Here is a 20,999-nt window from a genome sequence, read left to right as displayed (position 1 = left end):
GGATTCCAGTGACACGCAACCTGCCACCCGGGCTGACGGCCACCGCTGTGGTCGCGGCCTCCAGCGCCAACCTCGGGCCCGGTTTCGACAGCATGGGGCTCGCGCTGAGTCTCTACGACGAGATCGTGGTCGAAACAACCGAATCCGGCCTTGTCGTCGAGGTCGACGGGGAAGGAGCCGGACAGGTCCCGCTGGACGCTTCTCACCTGGTGGTGCGCGCGATCGAGCGCGGCCTGCGTGAAGTCGGTGCGGCGGCGCCCGGGTTGATCGTCCGCTGCCGCAACGACATTCCGCATTCCCGCGGGCTGGGGTCATCGGCTGCGGCTGTCGTCGGAGGTCTCGCGGCCGCCAGTGGCCTTGCCGCGCAGGATGGTTCGACAGCGCTGACGCCGGAGCAGCTGGTCCAGATGTCCGCTGAGTTCGAGGGCCATCCCGACAACGCGGCCGCCGCGGTGCTCGGCGGGGCGGTGGTGTCCTGGACGGAATCCGGCGCCGGAAGCCCGGTGTACGCGGCCGCACCGATCGCCTTGCACCCCGACATCCACGTGTTCACCGCAGTGCCGCAGGAGCGTTCGTCGACCGCAGAGACCCGGGTCCTGCTGCCCGAGCAGATCAGCCACACCGACGCACGCTTCAATCTCAGCCGGGCCGCCCTGCTGGTCGTCGCGCTCACCCAACGGCCCGACCTGCTCATGGCGGCCACCGAGGACGTCCTGCACCAACCGCAACGGGCGGCGGCCATGCCTGCGTCAGCGGAATACCTGGCGGTGTTCCGCCGTTGTGGCATTGCAGCGGTACTTTCCGGCGCCGGACCTTCAGTGCTGGCGCTGAGCACCACCCCGGACCTGCCGGCGGAAGTTCTCGACCACGGCCGCGAGCACGGCTTCGCGGTGGCCAGGATGTCCGTGGGCGACGGGGTGACCTGGACATCCGGCGTGGCCGCCCGGCCCTAGCTGGATCGCCGCGCGCGAGCAACACCTGTAACATGCGAATCACGGCGTTTCTTGCTTCCGGCCCGGATGCGGGTTATTCTCGCTCTCGTCCAGCAATCGCAGCGTCTGAAGCTGCGCCGACACTAGGACGACCACTCTTCTTTCAGGTGTTCAAATTAGTGGACTGACGGTTTGCCGTTTCGGCGAAACCCGGCGATCACCGTTGCAGTGGCAATGGTGTGACCTTCGCGTTCAGCAGTTTGGCTGAGCGCACCGAACCCCCGCGTGACTCGATCAGCGAGGGAAGAAAGGAAATCCGTGACTGATACGGACCTCATCACGGCTGGTGGCAGCGCTGAAAGCGGTGAGCTGCCGAAAACCGTGACTGCGGACGGCACTTCTTCGACCGAGCGCAAGGCTCCGGCTGCGGAGGATGCTCCGACGGCAGCGGCCCCCGAAAGCTCAGCCGGCGCCGGCTCGGGCACCCGGCGTGGCGCTCTGACCAGCATGGTGCTGCCCGAGCTGCGCGCCCTGGCCAAGGAGATCGGCGTCGACGGCGCCTCCGGCATGCGCAAGAGCGAGCTCATCGCCGCCATTCGTGAGCGCCGTGGCGAAGCCAACGGCCGCTCCGCAGGCAAGGCAGAGACAGGCAAGGCGGAGAGCAGCACTGCCGGCGATTCGGCCGCCGCTCCCGCACCGGCCGAGAGCGCCCCTGCGAGTGCACCTGTCGGTGACTCCGGCGACAGTGCCGCGCCCGAACAGACCAACCCCGAGGCCCAGCCGCAGCAGCGCCGCGAGCGCCGTTCGGCGGCCCGTGGCGCCGGCGGACCCGGCAACAAGGATCAGGCCCAGGCCCAGGATCAGCCCAAAGACCAGCCCAAAGACCAGCCCAAGCGCGACGGCGGCCAGAATCAGGCCGCCAAGTCCGAGGGCAACAGGGCCGAGAAGTCCGACGGCAACAAGACCGACCGGGACAACCGGGACTCCGACAACCGCGGCGACAACCGCGGCGACAACTCCGACCAGCAGGGCGGACAGAACCGCGGCGGCAACGCCGACGACGATGGCGAAGGCCGTCAGGGCAGGCGCGGCCGCCGATTCCGCGACCGGCGGCGGCGGGACCGCGGTGGCGACGGCGGCGGTGGCGGTGGCGGTGGCGGTGGCGGTGGCGGCGAGCGCGACACCGAGCTGCGCGAGGACGACGTCGTCCAGCCCGTCGCCGGCATCCTCGACGTTCTCGACAACTACGCGTTCGTGCGCACCTCCGGGTATCTGGCGGGCCCGAACGACGTTTATGTCTCGATGAACATGGTGCGCAAGAACGGTCTGCGCCGCGGTGACGCGGTCACCGGTGCGGTGCGGGTGCCCCGCGACGGCGACAACAGTGGACAGAACTCCCGGCAGAAGTTCAATCCGCTGGTGCGCCTGGACACCGTGAACGGCAAACCGGTGGAGGAGGCCAGAAAGCGGCCCGAGTTCCAGAAACTCACCCCGCTGTACCCCAACACGCGGCTGCGCCTGGAGACCACGCCCGACAAGCTGACCACCCGCGTCATCGACCTCATCATGCCGATCGGCAAGGGGCAGCGTGCCCTGATCGTGTCACCGCCGAAGGCCGGTAAGACGACGATCATGCAGGACATCGCCAACGCGATCACCAGGAACAATCCCGAGTGCCATCTGATGGTCGTGCTGGTCGACGAGCGTCCTGAAGAGGTCACCGACATGCAGCGTTCGGTCAAGGGCGAGGTGATCGCCTCGACTTTCGACCGGCCGCCGTCAGACCACACGCAGGCCGCCGAGCTGGCCATCGAGCGGGCCAAGCGTCTGGTCGAGCAGGGCAAGGACGTCGTGGTGCTGCTGGATTCGATCACCCGCCTCGGTCGCGCCTACAACAACGCGTCGCCGGCGTCGGGCCGGATCCTGTCCGGTGGCGTCGACTCGACGGCGCTGTATCCGCCCAAGAGGTTCCTGGGCGCGGCGCGCAACATCGAAGAGGGCGGCTCGCTGACGATCATCGCCACGGCCATGGTCGAGACCGGTTCCACCGGCGACACGGTGATCTTCGAGGAGTTCAAGGGCACCGGCAACGCCGAGCTCAAGCTGGACCGCAAGATCTCGGAGCGTCGGGTGTTCCCGGCCGTCGACGTCAACCCGTCAGGCACCCGTAAGGACGAGCTGCTGCTGTCCAGCGACGAGTTCGCGGTCGTGCACAAGCTGCGTCGGGTGCTGTCCGGACTGGACCCGCATCAGGCCATCGACCTGTTGATGAGTCAGCTGCGCAAGACCAAGAACAACTACGAGTTCCTGGTCCAGGTGTCGAAGAACACCCCCGGCGGCAACGACGGCGACTGAGTGATCTCGGCGTGGCCGGTCGCGCTCAGCGCGACTCGGCGCGCCGAAGTCACCCCTCGGCCGGGTCGCAGCGCAGCGCCGCCACGATGTACCGGCGGGCATGGCGCAGCACCGAATCCGGGTTCTCCGGGTCGAAATGCTCGCTCGGCACGGTCGCCAGGCTCATCGTGATCCGGGCGATCCATTCGGCCGACTCGGCGCAGTCGGTGTCGGGGTGGATCTCACCGTTGTCGACCGCAGCACGCAGGTAGGGCTCCCAGAACGCCGCGATCTCGGGGATCAGCCCGAGTACCCCGACTCCGACGCATGCGGCGAACGCCTCCGGCTCCTCCTGGCGGAGTTTGAGCACCAGGGCACCGGGGGCCTCCGAGGTGGTGTGCGCCAGCGCGACTCCGGCGACGATCTGCCGGTCGAGGCCGCTGACCGCGTTCAAGCGGGTACTCGCCTCGGTCCAGAACGCGTCGTTGAGTCGCACGATCGCCGCGCCGAGCAGGTCGGCCTTGTCGGGGAAGTGCCGATACAGCCAGCCGCGGCTGACCCCCGCCACCTCGGCGACTTCGGACACCGTGGTCGCCCGAATGCCCTTGGCGGTCAGGCATTGTTCGGCAGCCTCGATCAGGCGATCACGAACGGATCTGGTTTCGGGTTTCGCCGCTGTGCCGACACTCACGCCCCTATCTTCGCAAATGAGCGGGCATCGGTGGGGCGATGCGCCAGGCCCGCCCCGGATCGAGTAGACACGTAGGGCAATCTGTTCACCGACTTTGAAGGGCAGGCAGGTGGCAGAGACAGTTCAACAGCTACTGCGGGAGCGCGCGGACGACGACGGCGTGGCAGTCAAGTACGACGGCCGGACGTGGACCTGGCGCGAGCACCTCGACGGCGCAGCGCGGCAAGCCGCGGCGCTGATCGGCGTCGCCGACCCAGGCCGACCGCTCCATGTGGGCGTCCTGCTCGACAACACCCCCGACATGCTGACCGCGATGGCCGCCGCCGGGCTCGGTGGATACGTGCTGTGCGGGATCAACAACACCCGACGTGGTGAGGCGCTCGCCCGCGACATCCACCGGGCCGACTGCCAGATCCTGGTGACCGACGACCGGCACCTCCCGCTTCTCGACGGCCTGGATCTGACCGGCGTCCGCGTGCTGGTGGTCGGCAGCCCCGAGTGGCAGGACCTGCTGGGGCAGGCGGGGGAGCTGAGGCCGCACCGCGAAGCCGCCGCCGTCGACACCTACATGTTGATCTTCACTTCCGGCACCAGCGGCGACCCCAAGGCTGTCCGGGTCATGCATGCGATGGTGTTGCTGGCCGGCGCGGCGCTGGCCGGCCGCTACGAGCTGACCCCCGACGACGTCTGCTACCTGTCCATGCCGTTGTTCCACAGCAACGCGGTGCTCGCGGGGTGGTCGGTGGCGCTCAATGCGGGTGCCGCGATGGCCCCGGCGCAGTTCAGCGCCTCCGGGTTCATCGGCGACGTCCGCCGTTACGGCGTCACGTACATGAACTACGTCGGCAAGCCGCTGGCCTACATCCTGGCGAGTCCCGAACGGGCCGACGACCTCGACAACCCGCTGCGGGTGGCATTCGGGAACGAGGCCAGCGACCGCGACATCGAGCAGTTCGCCAGGCGCTTCGGCTGCGAGGTGTGGGACGGTTTCGGTTCGACCGAGAATGCGGTCACGGTGACGCGTGAGGACGGCTGTCCCGCCGGGTCCATCGGCAAGGGTTTCCCGGGGGTGGCGATCTACGACTCCGAGACGTTGACCGAGTGCGCCGTCGCGCAGTTCGACGAGCACGGCGCGCTGGCCAACGCGGATGAAGCGATCGGCGAGCTGGTCAACACCGAGGGCGCCGGGATGTTCGCGGGCTATTACAACGATCCGGGGGCGACTGACGAGCGGATGCGTCACGGCATGTTCTGGTCCGGTGACCTGGCCTACCGGGACGCCGACGGCTGGATCTACCTCGCCGGTCGCACCGCGGACTGGATGCGGGTGGACGGCGAGAACATGACGGCGGCGCCCATCGAACGCATCCTGATCCGTGAACCCACGATCAGCCAGGTGGCGGTGTATCCGGTGCCCGACGAGCACGTCGGCGACCAGGTGATGGCCGCTATCGTTCTGCAGGACGGCGCGGCCCTGACGCCGGGGGAGTTCGGCGAGTTCCTCGCCGCGCAACCGGACCTGTCGCCGAAGGCGTGGCCGCGCCACGTCTGGATCGCCGGCGAACTGCCGAGCACCGCCACCAACAAGGTGGTCAAACGCGAATTGATCGCGATGGGCGTGCAACCCGCAGGGCGGGTGCTGTGGAAGCGTGCCGGGGACACCTACCGGACTGTCGGCGGGGAATAGGCCCTCCTGCGCGGGCGTTTAGGACACTGGCGGTTGACCTGGCATAATTCATCGCCGACACCTCGGTTCCGGTTCACGCCGCACGCCTCCCAGAACGGGAGGGGCGACCCGGGACCAACGACTGAAGAGGAAACCATGAAATCGGGCATTCACCCTGACTATGTCGACACCAGCGTGCTGTGTGGTTGCGGCGCCAGCTTCACCACCCGCAGCACCAAGCAGAGCGGACAGATCACCGTCGAGGTCTGCTCGAAGTGCCACCCGTTCTACACCGGCAAGCAGAAGATCCTCGACAGCGGCGGCCGGGTGGCGCGCTTCGAGAAGCGCTACGGCAAGCGCGCCGGGGCGAGCGCAGCGACGGGGGACACGAAAGCCTCCGCCGACAAGTAGCTCTGAAGATCGGCGCCCGCTCTGCGCTGTGCGCAGGTCGGGCGCCGCTTCGTGAGAAGGGGTAGTCAGCAGCAGACGGCGCGCAGAGGAGGCTAGGTGACCGATACGGCACCGGCGATCGACGCGATGCTCGCCGAGCACGCCGACCTGGAGCGGCGGCTGTCCGATCCCGAACTGCACGCCGACCCGGGAGCCGCACGCAAGGCGGGCCGGCGCTTCGCGCAGCTCGCGCCCGTCGTCTCGACCTACCGCAAACTCGAGACGGCCCGCGGTGACCTCGAGGCCGCCCGGGAACTGGCCGCCGACGACGACTCGTTCGCCGCCGAGGTCGAGGAGCTCACCGCAACCGTGCAGCAGCTCGAAACCCAGCTGGCCGATCTGCTCGCCCCCCGCGATCCCCATGACGCCGACGACATCGTGTTGGAGGTGAAATCCGGAGAGGGCGGCGAGGAGTCGGCTCTGTTCGCCGCGGACCTGGCGCGGATGTACATCCGCTACGCCGAGCGGCACGGCTGGACCGTGACGGTGCTCGACGAGACGTTCTCCGACCTCGGGGGTTACAAGGACGCGACGTTGTCGATCACCAGCAAGGGCGACAGCGCCGACGGGGTGTGGTCGCGGCTCAAGTTCGAGGGCGGCGTGCACCGGGTGCAGCGGGTGCCGGTCACCGAATCCCAGGGCCGGGTTCACACCTCGGCGGCCGGCGTGCTCGTCTACCCCGAGCCCGAAGAGGTCGAGCAGGTCCAGATCGATGAGTCCGATCTGCGCATCGACGTCTACCGGTCTTCGGGCAAGGGCGGTCAGGGGGTCAACACCACCGACTCGGCGGTGCGGATCACCCATCTGCCCACCGGAATCGTCGTGACCTGTCAGAACGAACGCTCGCAGCTGCAGAACAGGGCGCGGGCGATGCAGGTGCTCGCGGCGCGGCTCCAGCTGTTGGCCGAGGAGCAGGCGTCGGCCGACGCGNCGGCCGACCGCGCCAGCCAGATCCGCACCGTCGACCGCAGCGAGCGGATCCGGACCTACAACTTCCCGGAGAACCGGATCGCCGACCATCGCATCAACTTCAAGGCGCACAACCTCGATCAGGTGCTCGACGGTGACCTGGATCCGTTGTTCGATGCGCTGGCAGCCGCCGACAGGCAGTCCAGGTTGCAGAACACGTGACGAGCCGACGATGAGGACCCGTCGGCTGCATCATGCGATCGATGCCGCGACAGCGACGCTGGCCCGGGCCGGCGTCGGATCCCCACGGGCGGACGCCGAACTGCTCGCCGCTCACGTGGCCGGAACCGACCGGGGCAGACTCGCGCTGGTCGACCCCGGCCCCGATTTCGTCGAGCAGTACGAACGGCTCGTCGCCAGGAGGGCCGACCGGGTGCCGCTGCAACACCTCACCGGGACCGCCGCCTTCGGTGCGGTCACCGTCCAGGTGGGGCCCGGCGTCTTCGTCCCGCGACCGGAGACCGAGTCGCTGCTGGCATGGGTGCTCGCCCAACCGTTGTCGCACCAGCCGACGATCGTCGACCTGTGCACTGGCTCGGGCGCGCTGGCGCTGGCTTTGTGGCACCACCGGCCCGCGGCCCGGGTGATCGCCGTCGACGACTCCGACGAGGCACTGGCGTATGCGCGGCGCAATATCCGCGAGACATCCGTCGAACTGGTGCGTGCCGACGTCACCGATACGGATCTGCTGGCCGATCTCGACGGCACCGTCGACGTGCTGGTGGCCAACCCGCCCTACATTCCCACCGGCGCACGCCTGGAACCCGAAGTGGCCGAACATGATCCACCCCATGCGCTGTTCGGCGGGCAGGACGGCATGGCGGTGGTCACCCACCTGGTCACGTCGGCGGCGCGACTGCTGCGGCCGGGTGGCCTCTGCGCCGTCGAGCACGACGACACCACCTCGGCGGCCACCGTCGAAGCCTTCACCCGGGCAGCGCGATTCGTCGACGTCACCGCACGACACGACCTCACCGGTCGACCCCGGTTCGTGACCGCGGTACGCGGCGGGTGAGAGGCTGATTGTTGTGACCGAAATCTTCGATTGCACCGATCCCGCACAGCGCGAGGCCGGGATCGCATCGGCGATCAGCGCGGTCAAGGGCGGGCGGCTCGTGGTGATGCCCACCGACACGGTGTACGGCATCGGGGCCGACGCGTTCGACGGTGCCGCGGTCGCGGCGCTGCTGGCTGCCAAGGGGCGTGGCCGCGACATGCCGGTGCCCGTGCTGGTCGGGTCCTGGCACACCATCCAGGGACTCGTCTACACGGTCCCCAAGAGCGCGCAAGAATTGATCCGGGCGTTCTGGCCGGGCGCGCTGAGCCTGGTGGTCCGCCAGGCTCCGTCGCTGCAATGGGACCTCGGCGACGCGAACGGCACCGTCATGCTGCGGATGCCGTTGCATCCGGTCGCCATCGATCTGCTGCGCGAAGTCGGTCCGATGGCCGTGTCGAGCGCGAACATCTCCGGGCAGCCGGCCGCACTGACCGCCGGGCAGGCGCGCGAACAACTCGGCGATCTCGTCGAGGTCTACCTCGATAGTGGTCCCGCCGAGCAGCAGGCAGCCTCGACGATCGTCGACCTCACCGGGACACATCCCCGGGTGTTGCGGCAGGGGCCGGTGACGACCGAGGCGATCGCCGACGTGCTGGGTGTCGACGCCGCAGACCTGACCCCACAGACGGATTGACTCTGGAGTCTTGTGCCATACGGTTCAGCGATGATCACGGCAGTGCCCGCCACGGAGCCGCTGTCTTCGACACTGCTGGCCCTGTCCGACCGGGGCGCAGGTGTCCCGCTGCGGGAACTCGCGCTGGTCGGCCTGACCGCCGCGATCATCACCTATCTGGCCACCGGCTGGGTCCGGATGCTGGCCACCCGGTGGGGAGCGGTCGCCTACCCGCGCGAGCGCGACGTCCACCTGCAGCCCACCCCGCGAATGGGCGGGCTGGCGATGTACCTGGGTGTGGTGGCCGCCGTGCTGCTGGCCTCCCAGCTGCCGGCGTTGACGCGCGGCTTCGTCTACTCGTCGGGAATGCCCGCGGTGGTGGTCGCGGGCGGGCTCATCATGGTGGTCGGCCTGATCGACGACCGATGGGGGCTGGACGCGCTGACCAAGTTCGCGGGCCAGATCACCGCGGCCAGCGTGCTCGTCACGATGGGGGTCGCGTGGAGTGTCCTCTACATCCCGATCGGCGGCGTCGGCACCATCGTGCTGGACCAGGTCTCCTCGATCCTGCTGACGCTGGCGCTGACGGTCGCCATCGTCAACGCGATGAACTTCGTCGACGGCCTGGACGGGCTGGCCGCGGGCCTGGGACTCATCACGGCCTCGGCGATCTGCATCTTCTCCATCGGGTTGTTGCGCGACCACGGCGGCGACGTGCTGTTCTATCCGCCGGCGGTGATCTCCGTCGTCCTCGCCGGAGCCTGTCTGGGCTTCCTGCCGCACAACTTCCACAAGGCCAGGATCTTCATGGGCGATTCGGGCTCGATGCTGATCGGTCTGATGCTCGCCGCCGCGTCGACGACTGCGGCAGGACCGATCAGCCAGACCGCGTACGGCGCCCGCGACGTGTTCGCCCTGCTGTCTCCGTTCCTGCTCGTGGTGGCAGTGATGTTCGTGCCCGCGTTGGACATGCTGCTGGCCATCATCCGGCGCACCCGCGCTGGGCTGAGTCCCTTCAGCCCCGACAAGATGCACCTGCACCACCGACTGCTCGAGATCGGGCACTCGCACCGGCGCGTGGTGCTGCTGATCTACCTGTGGGTGGGCATCGTCGCGCTCGGTGCGGCGAGCACGATCTTCTTCGACCCACGGCACACCGCCGCGGTGATGGTGGGGGCGATCCTGATCGCCGTCGTGGCGACGCTGATCCCACTCCTGCGGGGCCGCGACGATCCTGCCGAGCAGCTGTACGACGGAAAGTAGTAGGCCCTCTTTTGTGGCTCTCACCATATGTTAGGGTTCGGTGAGAGCCCGAAATTACCTCGCGGGTTGCCGGCCCCGGACCATCGGTTCACACCGATCGGAACGGAACTTTGACCGACAGTTTGACCGATCACAGGAGCTACCTCTTGGGTGATTCCAGCGCGCCCGCCGCCCTCCGATACGCTACGGGCACTACGCACCGGATCATCGGGACCGGCTCCTTTGAAGGCTCAGCAGTTTCGACGACCGCGGGATTGAGGTGAACCAGTGACGACACCAGCGCAAGATGCGCCGTTGGTGTTCCCGTCCGTCGCTTTCCGTCCCGTGCGCCTGCTGGTGATCTGTGTGGTGCTCGCCGCTCTGGCAACGCTGGGCCTCGGACTTGTGGGGCGCGTGATGATCGGGGTGTTCTTCGGCATCGGGCTGGCGCTGGGTCTGATCAACGCGCTGCTCATCCGGCGATCGGTCACCAAGATCACCGCCGAGGAGCATCCACTCAAGAGCAAGATGGCGGTCAATTCCGCGACGCGCCTGATGATCATGACGGTCATCGGCCTGACGATCGCATTCGTGTTCCGGCCTGACGGACTGGGCGTGGTGTTCGGGATGGCTTTGTTCCAGCTTCTGCTGGTGTTTACGACCGCACTACCGGTGGCAAAGAAACTGCGGGCCGGCGCCGCCAACGCCAGTGGCCCGGCAAGCCACGGAGCCGAAGGGGAAATCAGCTAGCAATGAACGGGACGATTCTCGCCGCCGAGTCCGGCATTCACGTCGGACAGCACACCGAGGCCGAGTGGTTCGGTTTGACGGTCAACACCGACACCCTGCTCTCGACCACGATCGCCGCGGTGATCGTGCTCGCGCTGGCGTTCTTCCTCCGGGCCAAGGTGACGTCCACGGGTGTCCCCGGTGGTGTCCAGCTGTTCTGGGAGGCGATCACCGTCCAGACTCGAAACCAGATCGAAAGCGCCATCGGCATGCGCATCGCGCCGTTTGTGCTTCCGCTGGCGCTGGCGCTGTTCGTGTTCATCCTCGCAGCCAACTGGCTGTCGGTGTTCCCGTGGCAGTACTCCGACGAGACCGGCATCCACGAGTTCCTCAAGCCGGCCGCCTCGGACATCAACTTCGTGCTGGCCCTCGGTCTCTTCGTGTTCGTCTGCTACCACGCCGCCGGGTTCTGGCGCCGCGGCGCGATCGGGCACCCGATCAAGCTGCTCAAGGGCCACGTCGCGTTCCTCGCGCCGATCAACCTCGTCGAGGAGATCGCCAAGCCGGTCTCGTTGTCACTCCGTCTTTTTGGCAACGTCTTCGCCGGCGGCATCATGGTCACGATCATCGCGCTGTTCCCTGCCTACATCCTGTGGGCGCCCAACGCGCTGTGGAAGTCCTTCGAACTGTTCATCGGCGCCATCCAGGCGTTCATCTTCGCGCTTCTGACGATCCTGTACTTCGGTCAGTCGATGGAGTTGGAAGAGCACGACGCACACTGAACTGACCATCCCGACATGCTCGACCCACGACACCTGGTAGGACTCCTACCAGCTAGCAAGGAGGAAAGAAATGGATCCCACAATCGCTGCCGGCGCGCTCATCGGCGGTGGACTTCTGTTGGGGGGCGGCGCCATCGGCGCGGCAATCGGCGACGGTGTCGTCGGTAGCGCGCTGGTCAACGGCGTCGCGCGGCAGCCTGAAGCTCAGGGCCGGCTCTTCGTCCCGTTCTTCATCACCGTCGGTCTGGTCGAGGCGATGTACTTCATCAACCTGGCGTTCATGGCGCTGTTCGTCTTCGCGACCCCGGTTGCGTAGTCGGCTTGGAGTCTCGAGTCATGGGTGACCTGAGCACGACCATCCTCGCCCAGGAAGAGGGCGGGGGAGGCAACTTCCTGCTCCCCAACGGCACGTTCATCTTCGTGCTGCTCATCTTCCTGATCGTGCTTGGTGTCATCGCCAAGTTCGTGGTACCGCCGATCAGCAAGGTGCTGCACGAACGTGAGGCAATGGTCGCCAAGACCAACGAGGACTTCCGCAAGTCGTCCGAGTTGTCCGCCGCGGCACAGGCCGACTCACAAGAGGTGATGACCGAGGCGCGCCGTGAGGCGTCGGCGATCCGGGACGAGGCGCGCGGTGAAGGCCGCAAGATCGTCGAGGACATGCGCGGTCGGGCCAGTGCCGAAAGCGGGGAGACCCTGCAGCAAGCGAACGACCAGTTGTCGGAACAGGGTCGGGCGACCACCACAGAACTGCAGTCGTCGATCGAGGCTCTGTCGGAGAAGCTGGCCAGCCGCGTGCTCGGCGTGGACGTCGCCCCGACGAGCAGTCAGGGACGGTAACAAATGTCGACATTCATCGGTCAGTTCGTCGGGTTCTTGCTCATCGTGTTCCTGGTGGTGCGGTACATCTTGCCCCTGGTACGCAAGATGATGACCGCGCAGCAGGAAACGGTGCGCCGTCAGCTCGAGGAGAGCGCCGTTGCCGCCGAGAAGGTGGAGAAGGCGGACTCCGAGCACACCAAGGCGGTCGAGGCGGCAAAAGCTGACGCTGCCAAGGTGGTCGAGGAGGCGCGTGCTGATGCCGAGAAGATCGGCGAGCAGCTGCGGGCACAAGCCGACGCAGAGGTCGAGCGGATCAAGGTGCAGGGTGCCGCGCAGGTCCAACTGCTCCGGCAGCAGCTGATCCGGGAGCTTCGTCAGAATCTCGGCACCGAATCCATCTACCGCGCAGGCGAACTCGTCCGGCAGCACGTGTCGGACGCGGACCGGCAGTCGGCCACCGTCGATCGGTTCCTCGACGAGTTGGACGCCATGGCCCCGTCGGAGGCCGTGATCGCGGACACCGCGGGCAGCGAACTCCGGGCCACCAGCAGGGATTCCCTGGACGCCGTGGTCGCGCGGTTCGACGAACTCACCTCCGACGTCGACGCCGACGGTCTGTCGACGGTCGCGGAGGACCTGACGTCGTTCGCGAAGCTACTGCGAGTAGAGGTGGTGCTGGCCAAGCACTTCGCCGAGCCTGCGGACGTCGGAGACGGGAAGGCCGGCCTGGCCGAAACCCTCCTGTCGGGCAAGATCTCCGACACCGCGCTCGAGATCGTCAAAGCGGCGGTGTCACAGCGGTGGTCGAGCGAGGCAGACCTGGCCTTCGCGATCAGGCACGTCGCCAGGCTCGCCCTGCTGGTGCGGGCCGAGCGCAACGACGAGACCACCGAGGTCGAGGACGAACTGTTCCGGTTCGGCCGTGTCCTGGACTCCGAGTCGGAGCTGAACTCGTTGCTGAGTGATCACACCGCACCCGCCGAGGGGCGGATCGGTCTGCTCGACAATGTGCTCGGCGCCAACGCCAACGCCACCACGCGGGCGTTGTTGAACCAGACGATCGAACTGCTGAACGGCGAGCGGGCCGATGAGGTGGTGCGCGACCTCGCCGAACTCGCGGTCGCCCGTCGCGGCGAGGTCGTCGCGCACGTCACCGCAGCCGCCGATCTCAGCGACGGGCAACGTACCCGTCTCACGGAAGTGCTGACGCGCATCTACGGGCACCCGGTGTCGCTGCAGCTCCACCTCAACCCCGACGTGCTGGGCGGCTTGAAGATCGCCGTCGGCGAAGAGGTCATCGACGGCTCCCTGTCGTCACGGCTGGCAGCGGCCGAGACCCAGTTGCCCGACTAACAGAATTCGACACGACAGACACGAAGGCAGGAACCAAAAGCCATGGCAGAGTTGACAATCTCGGCTTCTGACATTCAAGGGGCGATCGAGGACTACGTCGCCAACTTCTCCGCCGAAACCGAGCGTGAGGAGATCGGCACGGTCATCGACGCCGGTGACGGCATCGCGCACGTCGAAGGCCTGCCCTCGGTCATGACCCAGGAGCTCCTCGAGTTCCCCGGTGGTGTGCTCGGGGTGGCGCTGAACCTCGACGAGCACAGCGTCGGCGTGGTGATCCTCGGTGACTTCGAGAAGATCGAGCAGGGCCAGCAGGTCAAGCGCACCGGCGAGGTGCTCTCGGTGCCGGTCGGGGACGCGTTCCTCGGCCGTGTCATCAACCCGCTGGGTCAGCCGATCGACGGTCAGGGCGACATCGAATCGAATACCCGCCGTGCGCTGGAACTCCAGGCGCCGTCGGTGATTCAGCGTCAGGGCGTGTCGGAGCCACTGCAGACCGGTATCAAGGCCATCGACTCGCAGACCCCGATCGGCCGCGGCCAGCGCCAGCTCATCATCGGCGACCGCAAGACCGGCAAGACGGCGGTCTGCGTGGACACGATCCTCAACCAGCGCCAAGCCTGGGAGACCGGCGACCCCAAGCAGCAGGTGCGCTGCGTGTACGTCGCGATCGGCCAGAAGGGCACCACGATCGCCTCGGTGAAGCGCGCCCTCGAGGAGGGCGGCGCGATGGAGTACACCACCATCGTCGCCGCACCCGCGTCCGATGCGGCCGGCTTCAAATGGCTGGCGCCCTACACCGGTTCGGCCATCGGCCAGCACTGGATGTACGACGGCAAGCACGTCCTGATCGTGTTCGACGACCTTTCCAAGCAGGCCGACGCCTACCGCGCGATCTCGCTGCTGCTGCGCCGGCCCCCGGGTCGTGAGGCCTTCCCCGGCGACGTGTTCTACCTGCATTCCCGGCTCCTGGAGCGTTGCGCGAAGCTGTCCGACGAACTCGGCGGCGGATCGATGACCGGGCTGCCGATCATCGAGACCAAGGCCAGCGACATCTCGGCGTTCATCCCGACCAACGTCATCTCGATCACCGACGGCCAGTGCTTCCTGGAGTCCGATCTGTTCAACCAGGGTGTGCGACCGGCGATCAACGTCGGTGTGTCGGTGTCCCGCGTCGGTGGCGCCGCCCAGATCAAGGCCATGAAGGAAGTCGCGGGAAGTCTCCGCCTGGAGCTGTCCCAGTACCGCGAGCTCGAGGCGTTCGCCGCGTTCGCCTCGGATCTGGATGCGGCGTCGAAGGCGCAGCTGGAGCGTGGCGCTCGCCTGGTCGAGCTGCTCAAGCAGCCGCAGTACACCCCGTACTCGGTGGAAGACCAGGTCGTCGCCATCTTCCTCGGTACCAAGGGCCACCTCGATTCGGTTCCGGTGGAAGACGTCGCGCGCTTCGAATCCGAGGTCCTCGAGCATGTCCGGGCTTCACACGAGGAGATCCTCAAGGAGATCCGGGAGAGCAAGAAGCTCTCCGAGGAGACCGAGAAGAAGCTGACCGGCGTCATCAACGAGTTCAAGAAGGGCTTCTCGGCCAGCGACGGCAGCTCGGTGGTCGTCAACGAGGCCGAGGCCGAAGCCATGGACGAAGAAGACGTCGAGAAAGAATCCGTGAAGGTCCGTAAGCCGGCGCCCAAGAAGTAGAGCGGACCCGAAATCATAGGATCTGGAAAGGGTCTGGAGAGCTAGATGGCTGCAACACTGCGCGAACTTCGCGGACGCATCCGTTCCGCCGGGTCGATCAAGAAGATCACCAAGGCCCAGGAACTCATCGCGACATCGCGAATCGCCAAGGCGCAGGCCCGAGTCCAGGCGGCTCGGCCATTCGCCAACGAGATCACCAGCATGCTCACCGAACTCGCCAGTGCCAGCGCACTGGATCACCCGCTGCTCGTCCAGCGGGAGAACCCCAAGCGGGCGGGTGTGCTGGTGGTGTCCTCGGACCGCGGACTGTGCGGCGCCTACAACGCCAACGTGCTTCGACAGGCGGAGGAACTGTTCTCGTTGCTGCGCGACGAGGGCAAGACGCCGGAGTTGTACGTCGTCGGCCGCAAGGCCCTGGGCTACTACAACTTCCGTCAGCGCGAGGTGACCGAGTCGTGGACCGGGTTCTCCGAGCGTCCGACCTACGAGAACGCACGGGAGATCGCCGGCACCCTGGTGAACTCGTTCATGTCGGGGGTCGATGACGAAGGTGACGACCCCGGCGACGACGGCGTTCTGGGCGTCGACGAGCTGCACATCGTGTTCACCGAGTTCAGGTCGATGCTGTCGCAGACCGCGGCGGCCCGCCGGATCGCCCCGATGGTGGTCGAGTACGTCGAGGACGAACCCGAAGACGACGGGCCCCAGACGTTGTTCTCGTTCGAGCCGGACCCGGAGACGCTGTTCGATGCGCTGCTGCCGCGGTACGTCGCGACCCGCGTCTACGCCGCGCTGCTCGAAGCGGCGGCGTCGGAGTCGGCGTCACGGCGACGTGCCATGAAGTCGGCCTCCGACAACGCCGACGATCTCATCAAGGATCTGACGCTGATGGCCAACCGCGAACGCCAGGCCCAGATCACCCAGGAAATCAGCGAAATCGTCGGCGGCGCCAACGCGCTGGCCGATGCTAAGTAAGCCCCCGTAGGAAGCGAAGAGGAAATGACTGCTACCGCAGAAGAGACCAAGAGCGACAGCAAGAGCGGTTCCGCCGGTCGCGTCGTTCGTATCACCGGGCCGGTCGTGGACGTCGAGTTCCCGCGGGGCGCGGTGCCTGAGCTGTTCAACGCGCTCAACACCGAGATCACCTACGGGGACCTGGCCAAGACGCTGACCCTCGAAGTCGCCCAGCACCTCGGCGACAACCTGGTCCGCACCATCTCCATGCAGCCCACCGACGGTCTGGTGCGCGGCGTCGAGGTGACCGACTCCGGCAAGTCCATTTCGGTGCCGGTCGGTGACGGCGTCAAGGGTCACGTGTTCAACGCGCTGGGCGACTGCCTGGACGACCCGGGCTACGGTGAGGACTTCGAGCACTGGTCGATCCACCGCAAGCCGCCGCCGTTCGCCGAGCTCGAGCCCCGCACCGAGATGCTCGAGACCGGCCTCAAGGTCGTCGACCTGCTCACCCCGTACGTGCGTGGCGGCAAGATCGCCCTGTTCGGCGGCGCCGGCGTGGGCAAGACCGTGTTGATCCAGGAGATGATCAACCGCATCGCCCGCAACTTCGGCGGCACCTCGGTGTTCGCCGGCGTGGGGGAGCGCACCCGTGAGGGCAACGACCTGTGGGTCGAGCTCGCCGATGCCGACGTGCTCAAGGACACCGCGCTGGTGTTCGGCCAGATGGACGAGCCGCCCGGCACCCGTATGCGCGTGGCGCTCTCGGCGCTGACGATGGCCGAGTACTTCCGCGACGAGAAGCAGCAGGACGTGCTTCTGTTCATCGACAACATCTTCCGGTTCACCCAGGCCGGCTCCGAGGTGTCGACGCTGCTCGGCCGTATGCCGTCCGCGGTGGGTTACCAGCCCACCCTGGCCGACGAGATGGGCGAGCTGCAGGAGCGCATCACCTCGACCCGCGGCCGCTCCATCACCTCGATGCAGGCCGTGTACGTGCCCGCCGACGACTACACCGACCCGGCGCCGGCCACGACGTTCGCGCACCTCGACGCGACCACGGAGCTCAGCCGAAACGTGTTCTCGAAGGGCATCTTCCCGGCCGTGGACCCGCTGGCTTCGTCCTCGACGATCCTGGATCCGTCGGTCGTCGGTGACGAGCACTACCGGGTGGCGCAGGAAGTCATCCGGATCCTGCAGCGCTACAAGGACCTGCAGGACATCATCGCCATTCTCGGTGTCGACGAGCTTTCCGAAGAGGACAAGCAGTTGGTCAACCGGGCGCGACGGATCGAGCGCTTCCTGAGCCAGAACATGATGGCGGCCGAACAGTTCACCGGTCAGCCGGGCTCGACGGTGCCGCTCAAGGAGACCATCGAGGCGTTCGACAAGCTGAGCAAGGGCGATTTCGACCACCTGCCCGAACAGGCGTTCTTCCTGATCGGTGGGCTCGACGACCTGGCGAAGAAGGCCGAAAGCCTCGGCGCCAAGCTGTGACGGTTATCCAGCTGCGAAAGGTGGTGTGACATGGCCGAAATCAAAGTCGAGATCGTCGCCGTGGAGCGCGAACTCTGGTCGGGTGAGGCCACGTTCGTGTTCACCCGCACCACCGCCGGCGAGATCGGGATCCTGCCGCGGCACATCCCGTTGGTGGCTGAGCTCGTCGACGACGCGATGGTGCGTGTCGAGCGCGAAGGCGACGACGACCTGCGCATCGCGGTCGACGGCGGGTTCCTTTCCGTCACCGAGGAGGCAGTGCGGATCCTGGTGGAGCGGGCCGAGTTCGAGTCGGAGATCAACGCCGATGAGGCGAAACAGGACTCCGAGTCCGACGATGAACACACCGCGGCATGGGGCAGGGCGCGGCTTCGCGCCCTCGGTCAGATCGACTAGTAGGCGAGCCGGTGAGCGCGTCCATGCTGTTCATGGTCGCGCTGGTCGGCGTGCTGCTGATCGTCGTCGTCGCGCTCTCCTACCGGTTGTGGAAGCTGAGGCAGGTCGGGGGCACGGCAGCGATCCTGCGGGACGTCCCCGCCGTCGGCGGTCACGGCTGGCGGCACGGGGTGATGCGATACCGCGGAGGAGAGGCCGGCTTCTACCGACTGTCGAGCATGCGGTGGTGGCCGGATCGGACGCTGAGCAGGCGGGGCCTGGAGGTCGTCTCGAGACGCGCGCCCCGCGGTGACGAGTTCGACATCATGACCGAGGAGATCGTGATCCTGGAATTGCGGGATGTCGGACCCGAACCCGGCCGCGGCTATGAGATCGCCCTCGATCGCGGAGCGCTGACGGCGTTCACCTCGTGGCTGGAATCGCGGCCCTCGCCGCGGGCGCGCCGCCGAAGCTACTGAGACTCCTGGCCCGGCCGCCAGAGCACGTCACCCTGCGGGTTCGCCACGCGGGACAGAATGAAAAGCAGGTCCGAGAGCCGATTGAGGTACTTCGCGGGCAACACGCTCACCGAATCCCCTTCGGTGTCGACTGCATGCCACGCGGACCGCTCGGCGCGCCGCGCCACAGTGCGCGCCACGTGCAGGAGCGCGGACAGCGCCGTGCCGCCGGGCAGCACAAACGAATTGAGCGCAGGCAACGGTTCGTTGAACTCGTCGCACCACGATTCCAGGCGATCGATGTAGCTCTGCTTGATGCGCAGCGGCGGATACTCAGGGTTCTCGACCACCGGGGTCGACAGGTCGGCGCCCGCGTCGAAGAGGTCGTTCTGAATTTGCCGCAGCACGTCGAGAAGTCGCCCCTCGGGATGCCCGAGAGACACGGCGACACCGAGCGCGGCGTTGGTCTCGTCACAGTCGGCGTACGCCGCCAACCGTGCGTCGTTCTTCGAGACCCTGCTGAAATCGCTCAGCCCGGTGGTCCCATCGTCGCCGGTCCGTGTGTAGATGCGGGTGAGGTGAACAGCCATGCTGAAACCGTACCGGTGCAGGCGGCGGATGCCAGGAAACTGACACGCTCGTCGACGCTGTTTACACTGGCCGCGTGAGCGAGCGTTTCGTGGTGACCGGCGGCAGTCGGTTATCGGGCGAAGTTGCCGTCGGGGGCGCCAAGAACAGCGTGTTGAAGCTGATGGCAGCCTCGCTGCTCGCGGAGGGCACCAGCACCATCACCAACTGCCCCGACATCCTTGATGTGCCGCTGATGGCCGAGGTGCTCCGGGGCCTCGGCGCCACCGTGGAGCTCGACGGCAGCGTCGTGCAGATCACCTCACCCGACGAGTTGAAGTACGACGCGGACTTCGCCGCGGTCCGGCAGTTCCGCGCGTCGGTGTGTGTCCTCGGTCCGTTGGTGGGGCGGTGCAAGCGGGCGAAAGTGGCCCTACCGGGCGGTGACGCCATCGGCTCGCGTCCGCTCGACATGCATCAGTCGGGGCTGCGCCAGCTGGGTGCTCGGTGCAACATCGAACACGGCTGCGTCGTCGCCGAAGCCGACCACCTGCGCGGCGCCGAGATCCAACTCGAGTTCCCGTCCGTCGGGGCAACGGAGAACATCCTGATGGCCGCCGTGCTCGCCGAGGGCGTGACGACCATCCACAACGCCGCCCGCGAGCCCGACGTCGTCGACCTGTGCACGATGCTCAACCAGATGGGTGCCCAGGTCGCCGGTGGGGGGTCGTCGACGCTGATCATCACCGGTGTCGACCGGCTTCACCCCACGGAGCACCGGGTGATCGGCGACCGGATCGTCGCCGCGACGTGGGGCATCGCCGCGGCGATGACACAAGGAGACATCTCGGTCACCGGGGTCGATCCTGCTCATCTGCAGCTGGTGTTGCACAAGTTGCACGATGCCGGCGCGACGGTGACGCAGAGCGACGACGGCTTCCGGGTGGTCCAGTACGAACGCCCCAAGGCGGTGAACGTGGCGACACTGCCGTTCCCCGGCTTCCCGACCGATCTCCAGCCGATGGCCATCGGGTTGGCGGCGATCGCCGAGGGAACCTCGATGATCACCGAGAACGTGTTCGAGGCGCGATTCCGGTTTGTCGAGGAGATGATCCGGCTCGGCGCCGACGCCCGGACCGACGGCCACCACGCCGTGCTGCGGGGAATCCCTCAGCTGTCGAGTGCTCCAGTGTGGTCCTCGGACATCCGCGCCGGCGCCGGTCTGGTGCTCGCGGGTCTGGTCGCCGATGGTGACACCGAGGTGCACGACGTCTTTCACATCGACCGCGGTTACCCGAAATTCGTGGAAAACCTGGTCGCTCTGGGCGCGGAGATCGAGCGCGTCGAGTAGTCTCCGCAGCCCAGAACCGGCGCTGTGCTGGTCATTTGGGACTGAGCGCCACAGCGCGTAGTATTTCGGCAGAAGCCAACGGCCCCAGCCCAAAAGGCGCGGCGGACGAGGTTTGACCTCCCTGGTCACATGCAGTACAGTGGCAGGGTTGCCTGAAAACCGGGTGTGTTGTTTGAGAACTCAATAGTGTGTTTGGTGGTTTTTGTTTGTTTTTTGGTCATGCCTGCATTTTCCCGTTTGGGGGTGTGACTGTTTTTGATGCCAGTTTTTGGTGTCTTTTTGTTAGGTCAGGCTTGTTCTGATTCGAATTCTGCTTGTGCTTTTGGGTGCGAGAAGTTTTTGTTTGGAGAGTTTGATTCTGGCTCAGGACGAACGCTGGCGGCGTGCTTAACACATGCAAGTCGAACGGAAAGGCCCTTCGGGGTACTCGAGTGGCGAACGGGTGAGTAACACGTGGGTGATCTGCCC

At 66.8% G+C, this 20,999-nt stretch carries 21 protein-coding genes and 1 rRNA gene; 20 read left to right on the top strand and 2 right to left on the bottom strand.

The features are described from left to right. Positions 1-8: 8 nt before the first annotated feature. Both thrB and rho read left to right on the top strand, forming a co-directional pair. Entirely contained in the window at positions 9-953 is a 945-nt protein-coding gene (thrB, locus tag BEMPMBAN_RS13950; RefSeq protein ID WP_159230977.1) for a homoserine kinase, read from the top strand. A gap of 297 nt (positions 954-1,250) precedes the next feature. Continuing rightward, entirely contained in the window at positions 1,251-3,287 is a 2,037-nt protein-coding gene (gene rho / locus BEMPMBAN_RS13945) for a transcription termination factor Rho (protein ID WP_159230976.1), read from the top strand. Positions 3,288-3,336: 49 nt separating this feature from the next. Here rho and BEMPMBAN_RS13940 read toward each other — a convergent pair whose 3' ends face one another. After that, on the bottom strand, positions 3,337-3,957 hold the full coding sequence (locus tag BEMPMBAN_RS13940; protein ID WP_200845975.1) for a TetR/AcrR family transcriptional regulator: 621 nt from the start codon (positions 3,955-3,957) through the stop codon (positions 3,337-3,339). Positions 3,958-4,066: 109 nt separating this feature from the next. Here BEMPMBAN_RS13940 and fadD1 point away from each other — a divergent pair, with 109 nt between their 5' ends. The 16 genes from fadD1 to BEMPMBAN_RS13860 all read left to right on the top strand — a co-directional run bounded on the left by fadD1 (position 4,067) and on the right by BEMPMBAN_RS13860 (position 18,634). Continuing rightward, positions 4,067-5,644, top strand: coding sequence for a fatty-acid--CoA ligase FadD1 (fadD1, locus tag BEMPMBAN_RS13935; protein ID WP_159230975.1), 1,578 nt, complete (start codon positions 4,067-4,069; stop codon positions 5,642-5,644). A gap of 135 nt (positions 5,645-5,779) precedes the next feature. Further along, complete coding sequence (rpmE, locus tag BEMPMBAN_RS13930) at positions 5,780-6,034, top strand: 50S ribosomal protein L31 (protein WP_159230974.1); 255 nt, start codon at positions 5,780-5,782, stop codon at positions 6,032-6,034. A gap of 96 nt (positions 6,035-6,130) precedes the next feature. After that, positions 6,131-7,204: a peptide chain release factor 1 gene (prfA, locus tag BEMPMBAN_RS13925; protein ID WP_200845974.1), complete on the top strand. Its 1,074-nt coding sequence runs from the start codon at positions 6,131-6,133 to the stop codon at positions 7,202-7,204. Positions 7,205-7,214: 10 nt separating this feature from the next. Continuing rightward, positions 7,215-8,057 (top strand): peptide chain release factor N(5)-glutamine methyltransferase, encoded by an 843-nt coding sequence (prmC, locus tag BEMPMBAN_RS13920; protein WP_159230973.1) that lies wholly within the window; start codon positions 7,215-7,217, stop codon positions 8,055-8,057. A gap of 13 nt (positions 8,058-8,070) precedes the next feature. Then, positions 8,071-8,733 (top strand): L-threonylcarbamoyladenylate synthase, encoded by a 663-nt coding sequence (locus tag BEMPMBAN_RS13915; protein ID WP_159230972.1) that lies wholly within the window; start codon positions 8,071-8,073, stop codon positions 8,731-8,733. Between the two features lie 30 nt (positions 8,734-8,763). After that, the gene (locus BEMPMBAN_RS13910) at positions 8,764-9,975 is read left to right on the top strand and encodes a glycosyltransferase family 4 protein (protein ID WP_159230971.1); all 1,212 of its coding nucleotides are present in this window, start codon (positions 8,764-8,766) and stop codon (positions 9,973-9,975) included. Between the two features lie 267 nt (positions 9,976-10,242). Next, the gene (locus BEMPMBAN_RS13905) at positions 10,243-10,704 is read left to right on the top strand and encodes an ATP synthase subunit I (protein WP_159230970.1); all 462 of its coding nucleotides are present in this window, start codon (positions 10,243-10,245) and stop codon (positions 10,702-10,704) included. A 2-nt stretch (positions 10,705-10,706) separates the two neighbouring features. Beyond that, positions 10,707-11,465 carry a F0F1 ATP synthase subunit A gene (gene atpB, locus BEMPMBAN_RS13900; protein ID WP_159230969.1) on the top strand — a complete coding sequence of 253 codons (759 nt, stop codon included), beginning with the start codon at positions 10,707-10,709 and terminating at the stop codon, positions 11,463-11,465. Positions 11,466-11,535: 70 nt separating this feature from the next. Continuing rightward, complete coding sequence (locus BEMPMBAN_RS13895) at positions 11,536-11,781, top strand: F0F1 ATP synthase subunit C (protein ID WP_069407341.1); 246 nt, start codon at positions 11,536-11,538, stop codon at positions 11,779-11,781. Between the two features lie 20 nt (positions 11,782-11,801). Further along, positions 11,802-12,305 (top strand): F0F1 ATP synthase subunit B, encoded by a 504-nt coding sequence (locus BEMPMBAN_RS13890; protein WP_159230968.1) that lies wholly within the window; start codon positions 11,802-11,804, stop codon positions 12,303-12,305. A gap of 3 nt (positions 12,306-12,308) precedes the next feature. Beyond that, on the top strand, positions 12,309-13,640 hold the full coding sequence (locus BEMPMBAN_RS13885) for a F0F1 ATP synthase subunit B/delta (protein ID WP_159230967.1): 1,332 nt from the start codon (positions 12,309-12,311) through the stop codon (positions 13,638-13,640). A 42-nt stretch (positions 13,641-13,682) separates the two neighbouring features. Further along, a complete protein-coding gene (gene atpA, locus BEMPMBAN_RS13880) occupies positions 13,683-15,329 on the top strand; it encodes a F0F1 ATP synthase subunit alpha (protein ID WP_159230966.1) in 1,647 nt (548 codons plus the stop codon). 45 nt (positions 15,330-15,374) lie between these two features. Then, positions 15,375-16,304, top strand: coding sequence for a F0F1 ATP synthase subunit gamma (locus tag BEMPMBAN_RS13875; RefSeq protein ID WP_159230965.1), 930 nt, complete (start codon positions 15,375-15,377; stop codon positions 16,302-16,304). A 24-nt stretch (positions 16,305-16,328) separates the two neighbouring features. Beyond that, the gene (gene atpD / locus BEMPMBAN_RS13870; protein ID WP_159230964.1) at positions 16,329-17,780 is read left to right on the top strand and encodes a F0F1 ATP synthase subunit beta; all 1,452 of its coding nucleotides are present in this window, start codon (positions 16,329-16,331) and stop codon (positions 17,778-17,780) included. A 30-nt stretch (positions 17,781-17,810) separates the two neighbouring features. Continuing rightward, positions 17,811-18,176: a F0F1 ATP synthase subunit epsilon gene (locus BEMPMBAN_RS13865; protein WP_159230963.1), complete on the top strand. Its 366-nt coding sequence runs from the start codon at positions 17,811-17,813 to the stop codon at positions 18,174-18,176. 11 nt (positions 18,177-18,187) lie between these two features. Further along, entirely contained in the window at positions 18,188-18,634 is a 447-nt protein-coding gene (locus BEMPMBAN_RS13860; protein WP_234897448.1) for a DUF2550 domain-containing protein, read from the top strand. Here the strand turns inward: BEMPMBAN_RS13860 and BEMPMBAN_RS13855 are convergent. Next, a complete protein-coding gene (locus BEMPMBAN_RS13855) occupies positions 18,628-19,203 on the bottom strand; it encodes a cob(I)yrinic acid a,c-diamide adenosyltransferase (protein WP_159230962.1) in 576 nt (191 codons plus the stop codon). The genes BEMPMBAN_RS13860 and BEMPMBAN_RS13855 overlap by 7 nt on opposite strands. Positions 19,204-19,277: 74 nt before the next feature. On the opposite strand from BEMPMBAN_RS13855, the gene murA reads away from it, so the two are divergent. Together murA and BEMPMBAN_RS13845 are read left to right on the top strand one after the other, a co-directional pair. After that, positions 19,278-20,531, top strand: coding sequence for a UDP-N-acetylglucosamine 1-carboxyvinyltransferase (gene murA, locus BEMPMBAN_RS13850; RefSeq protein ID WP_159230961.1), 1,254 nt, complete (start codon positions 19,278-19,280; stop codon positions 20,529-20,531). A 340-nt stretch (positions 20,532-20,871) separates the two neighbouring features. Next, a 16S ribosomal RNA gene (locus tag BEMPMBAN_RS13845) occupies positions 20,872-20,999 on the top strand; the annotation flags it as partial.

Source organism: Mycolicibacterium austroafricanum, from assembly GCF_902705885.1.
GTDB classification, from domain to species: Bacteria; Actinomycetota; Actinomycetes; order Mycobacteriales; family Mycobacteriaceae; genus Mycobacterium; species Mycobacterium vanbaalenii_A.
This window is presented reverse-complemented; position numbering and strand designations above follow the sequence as displayed.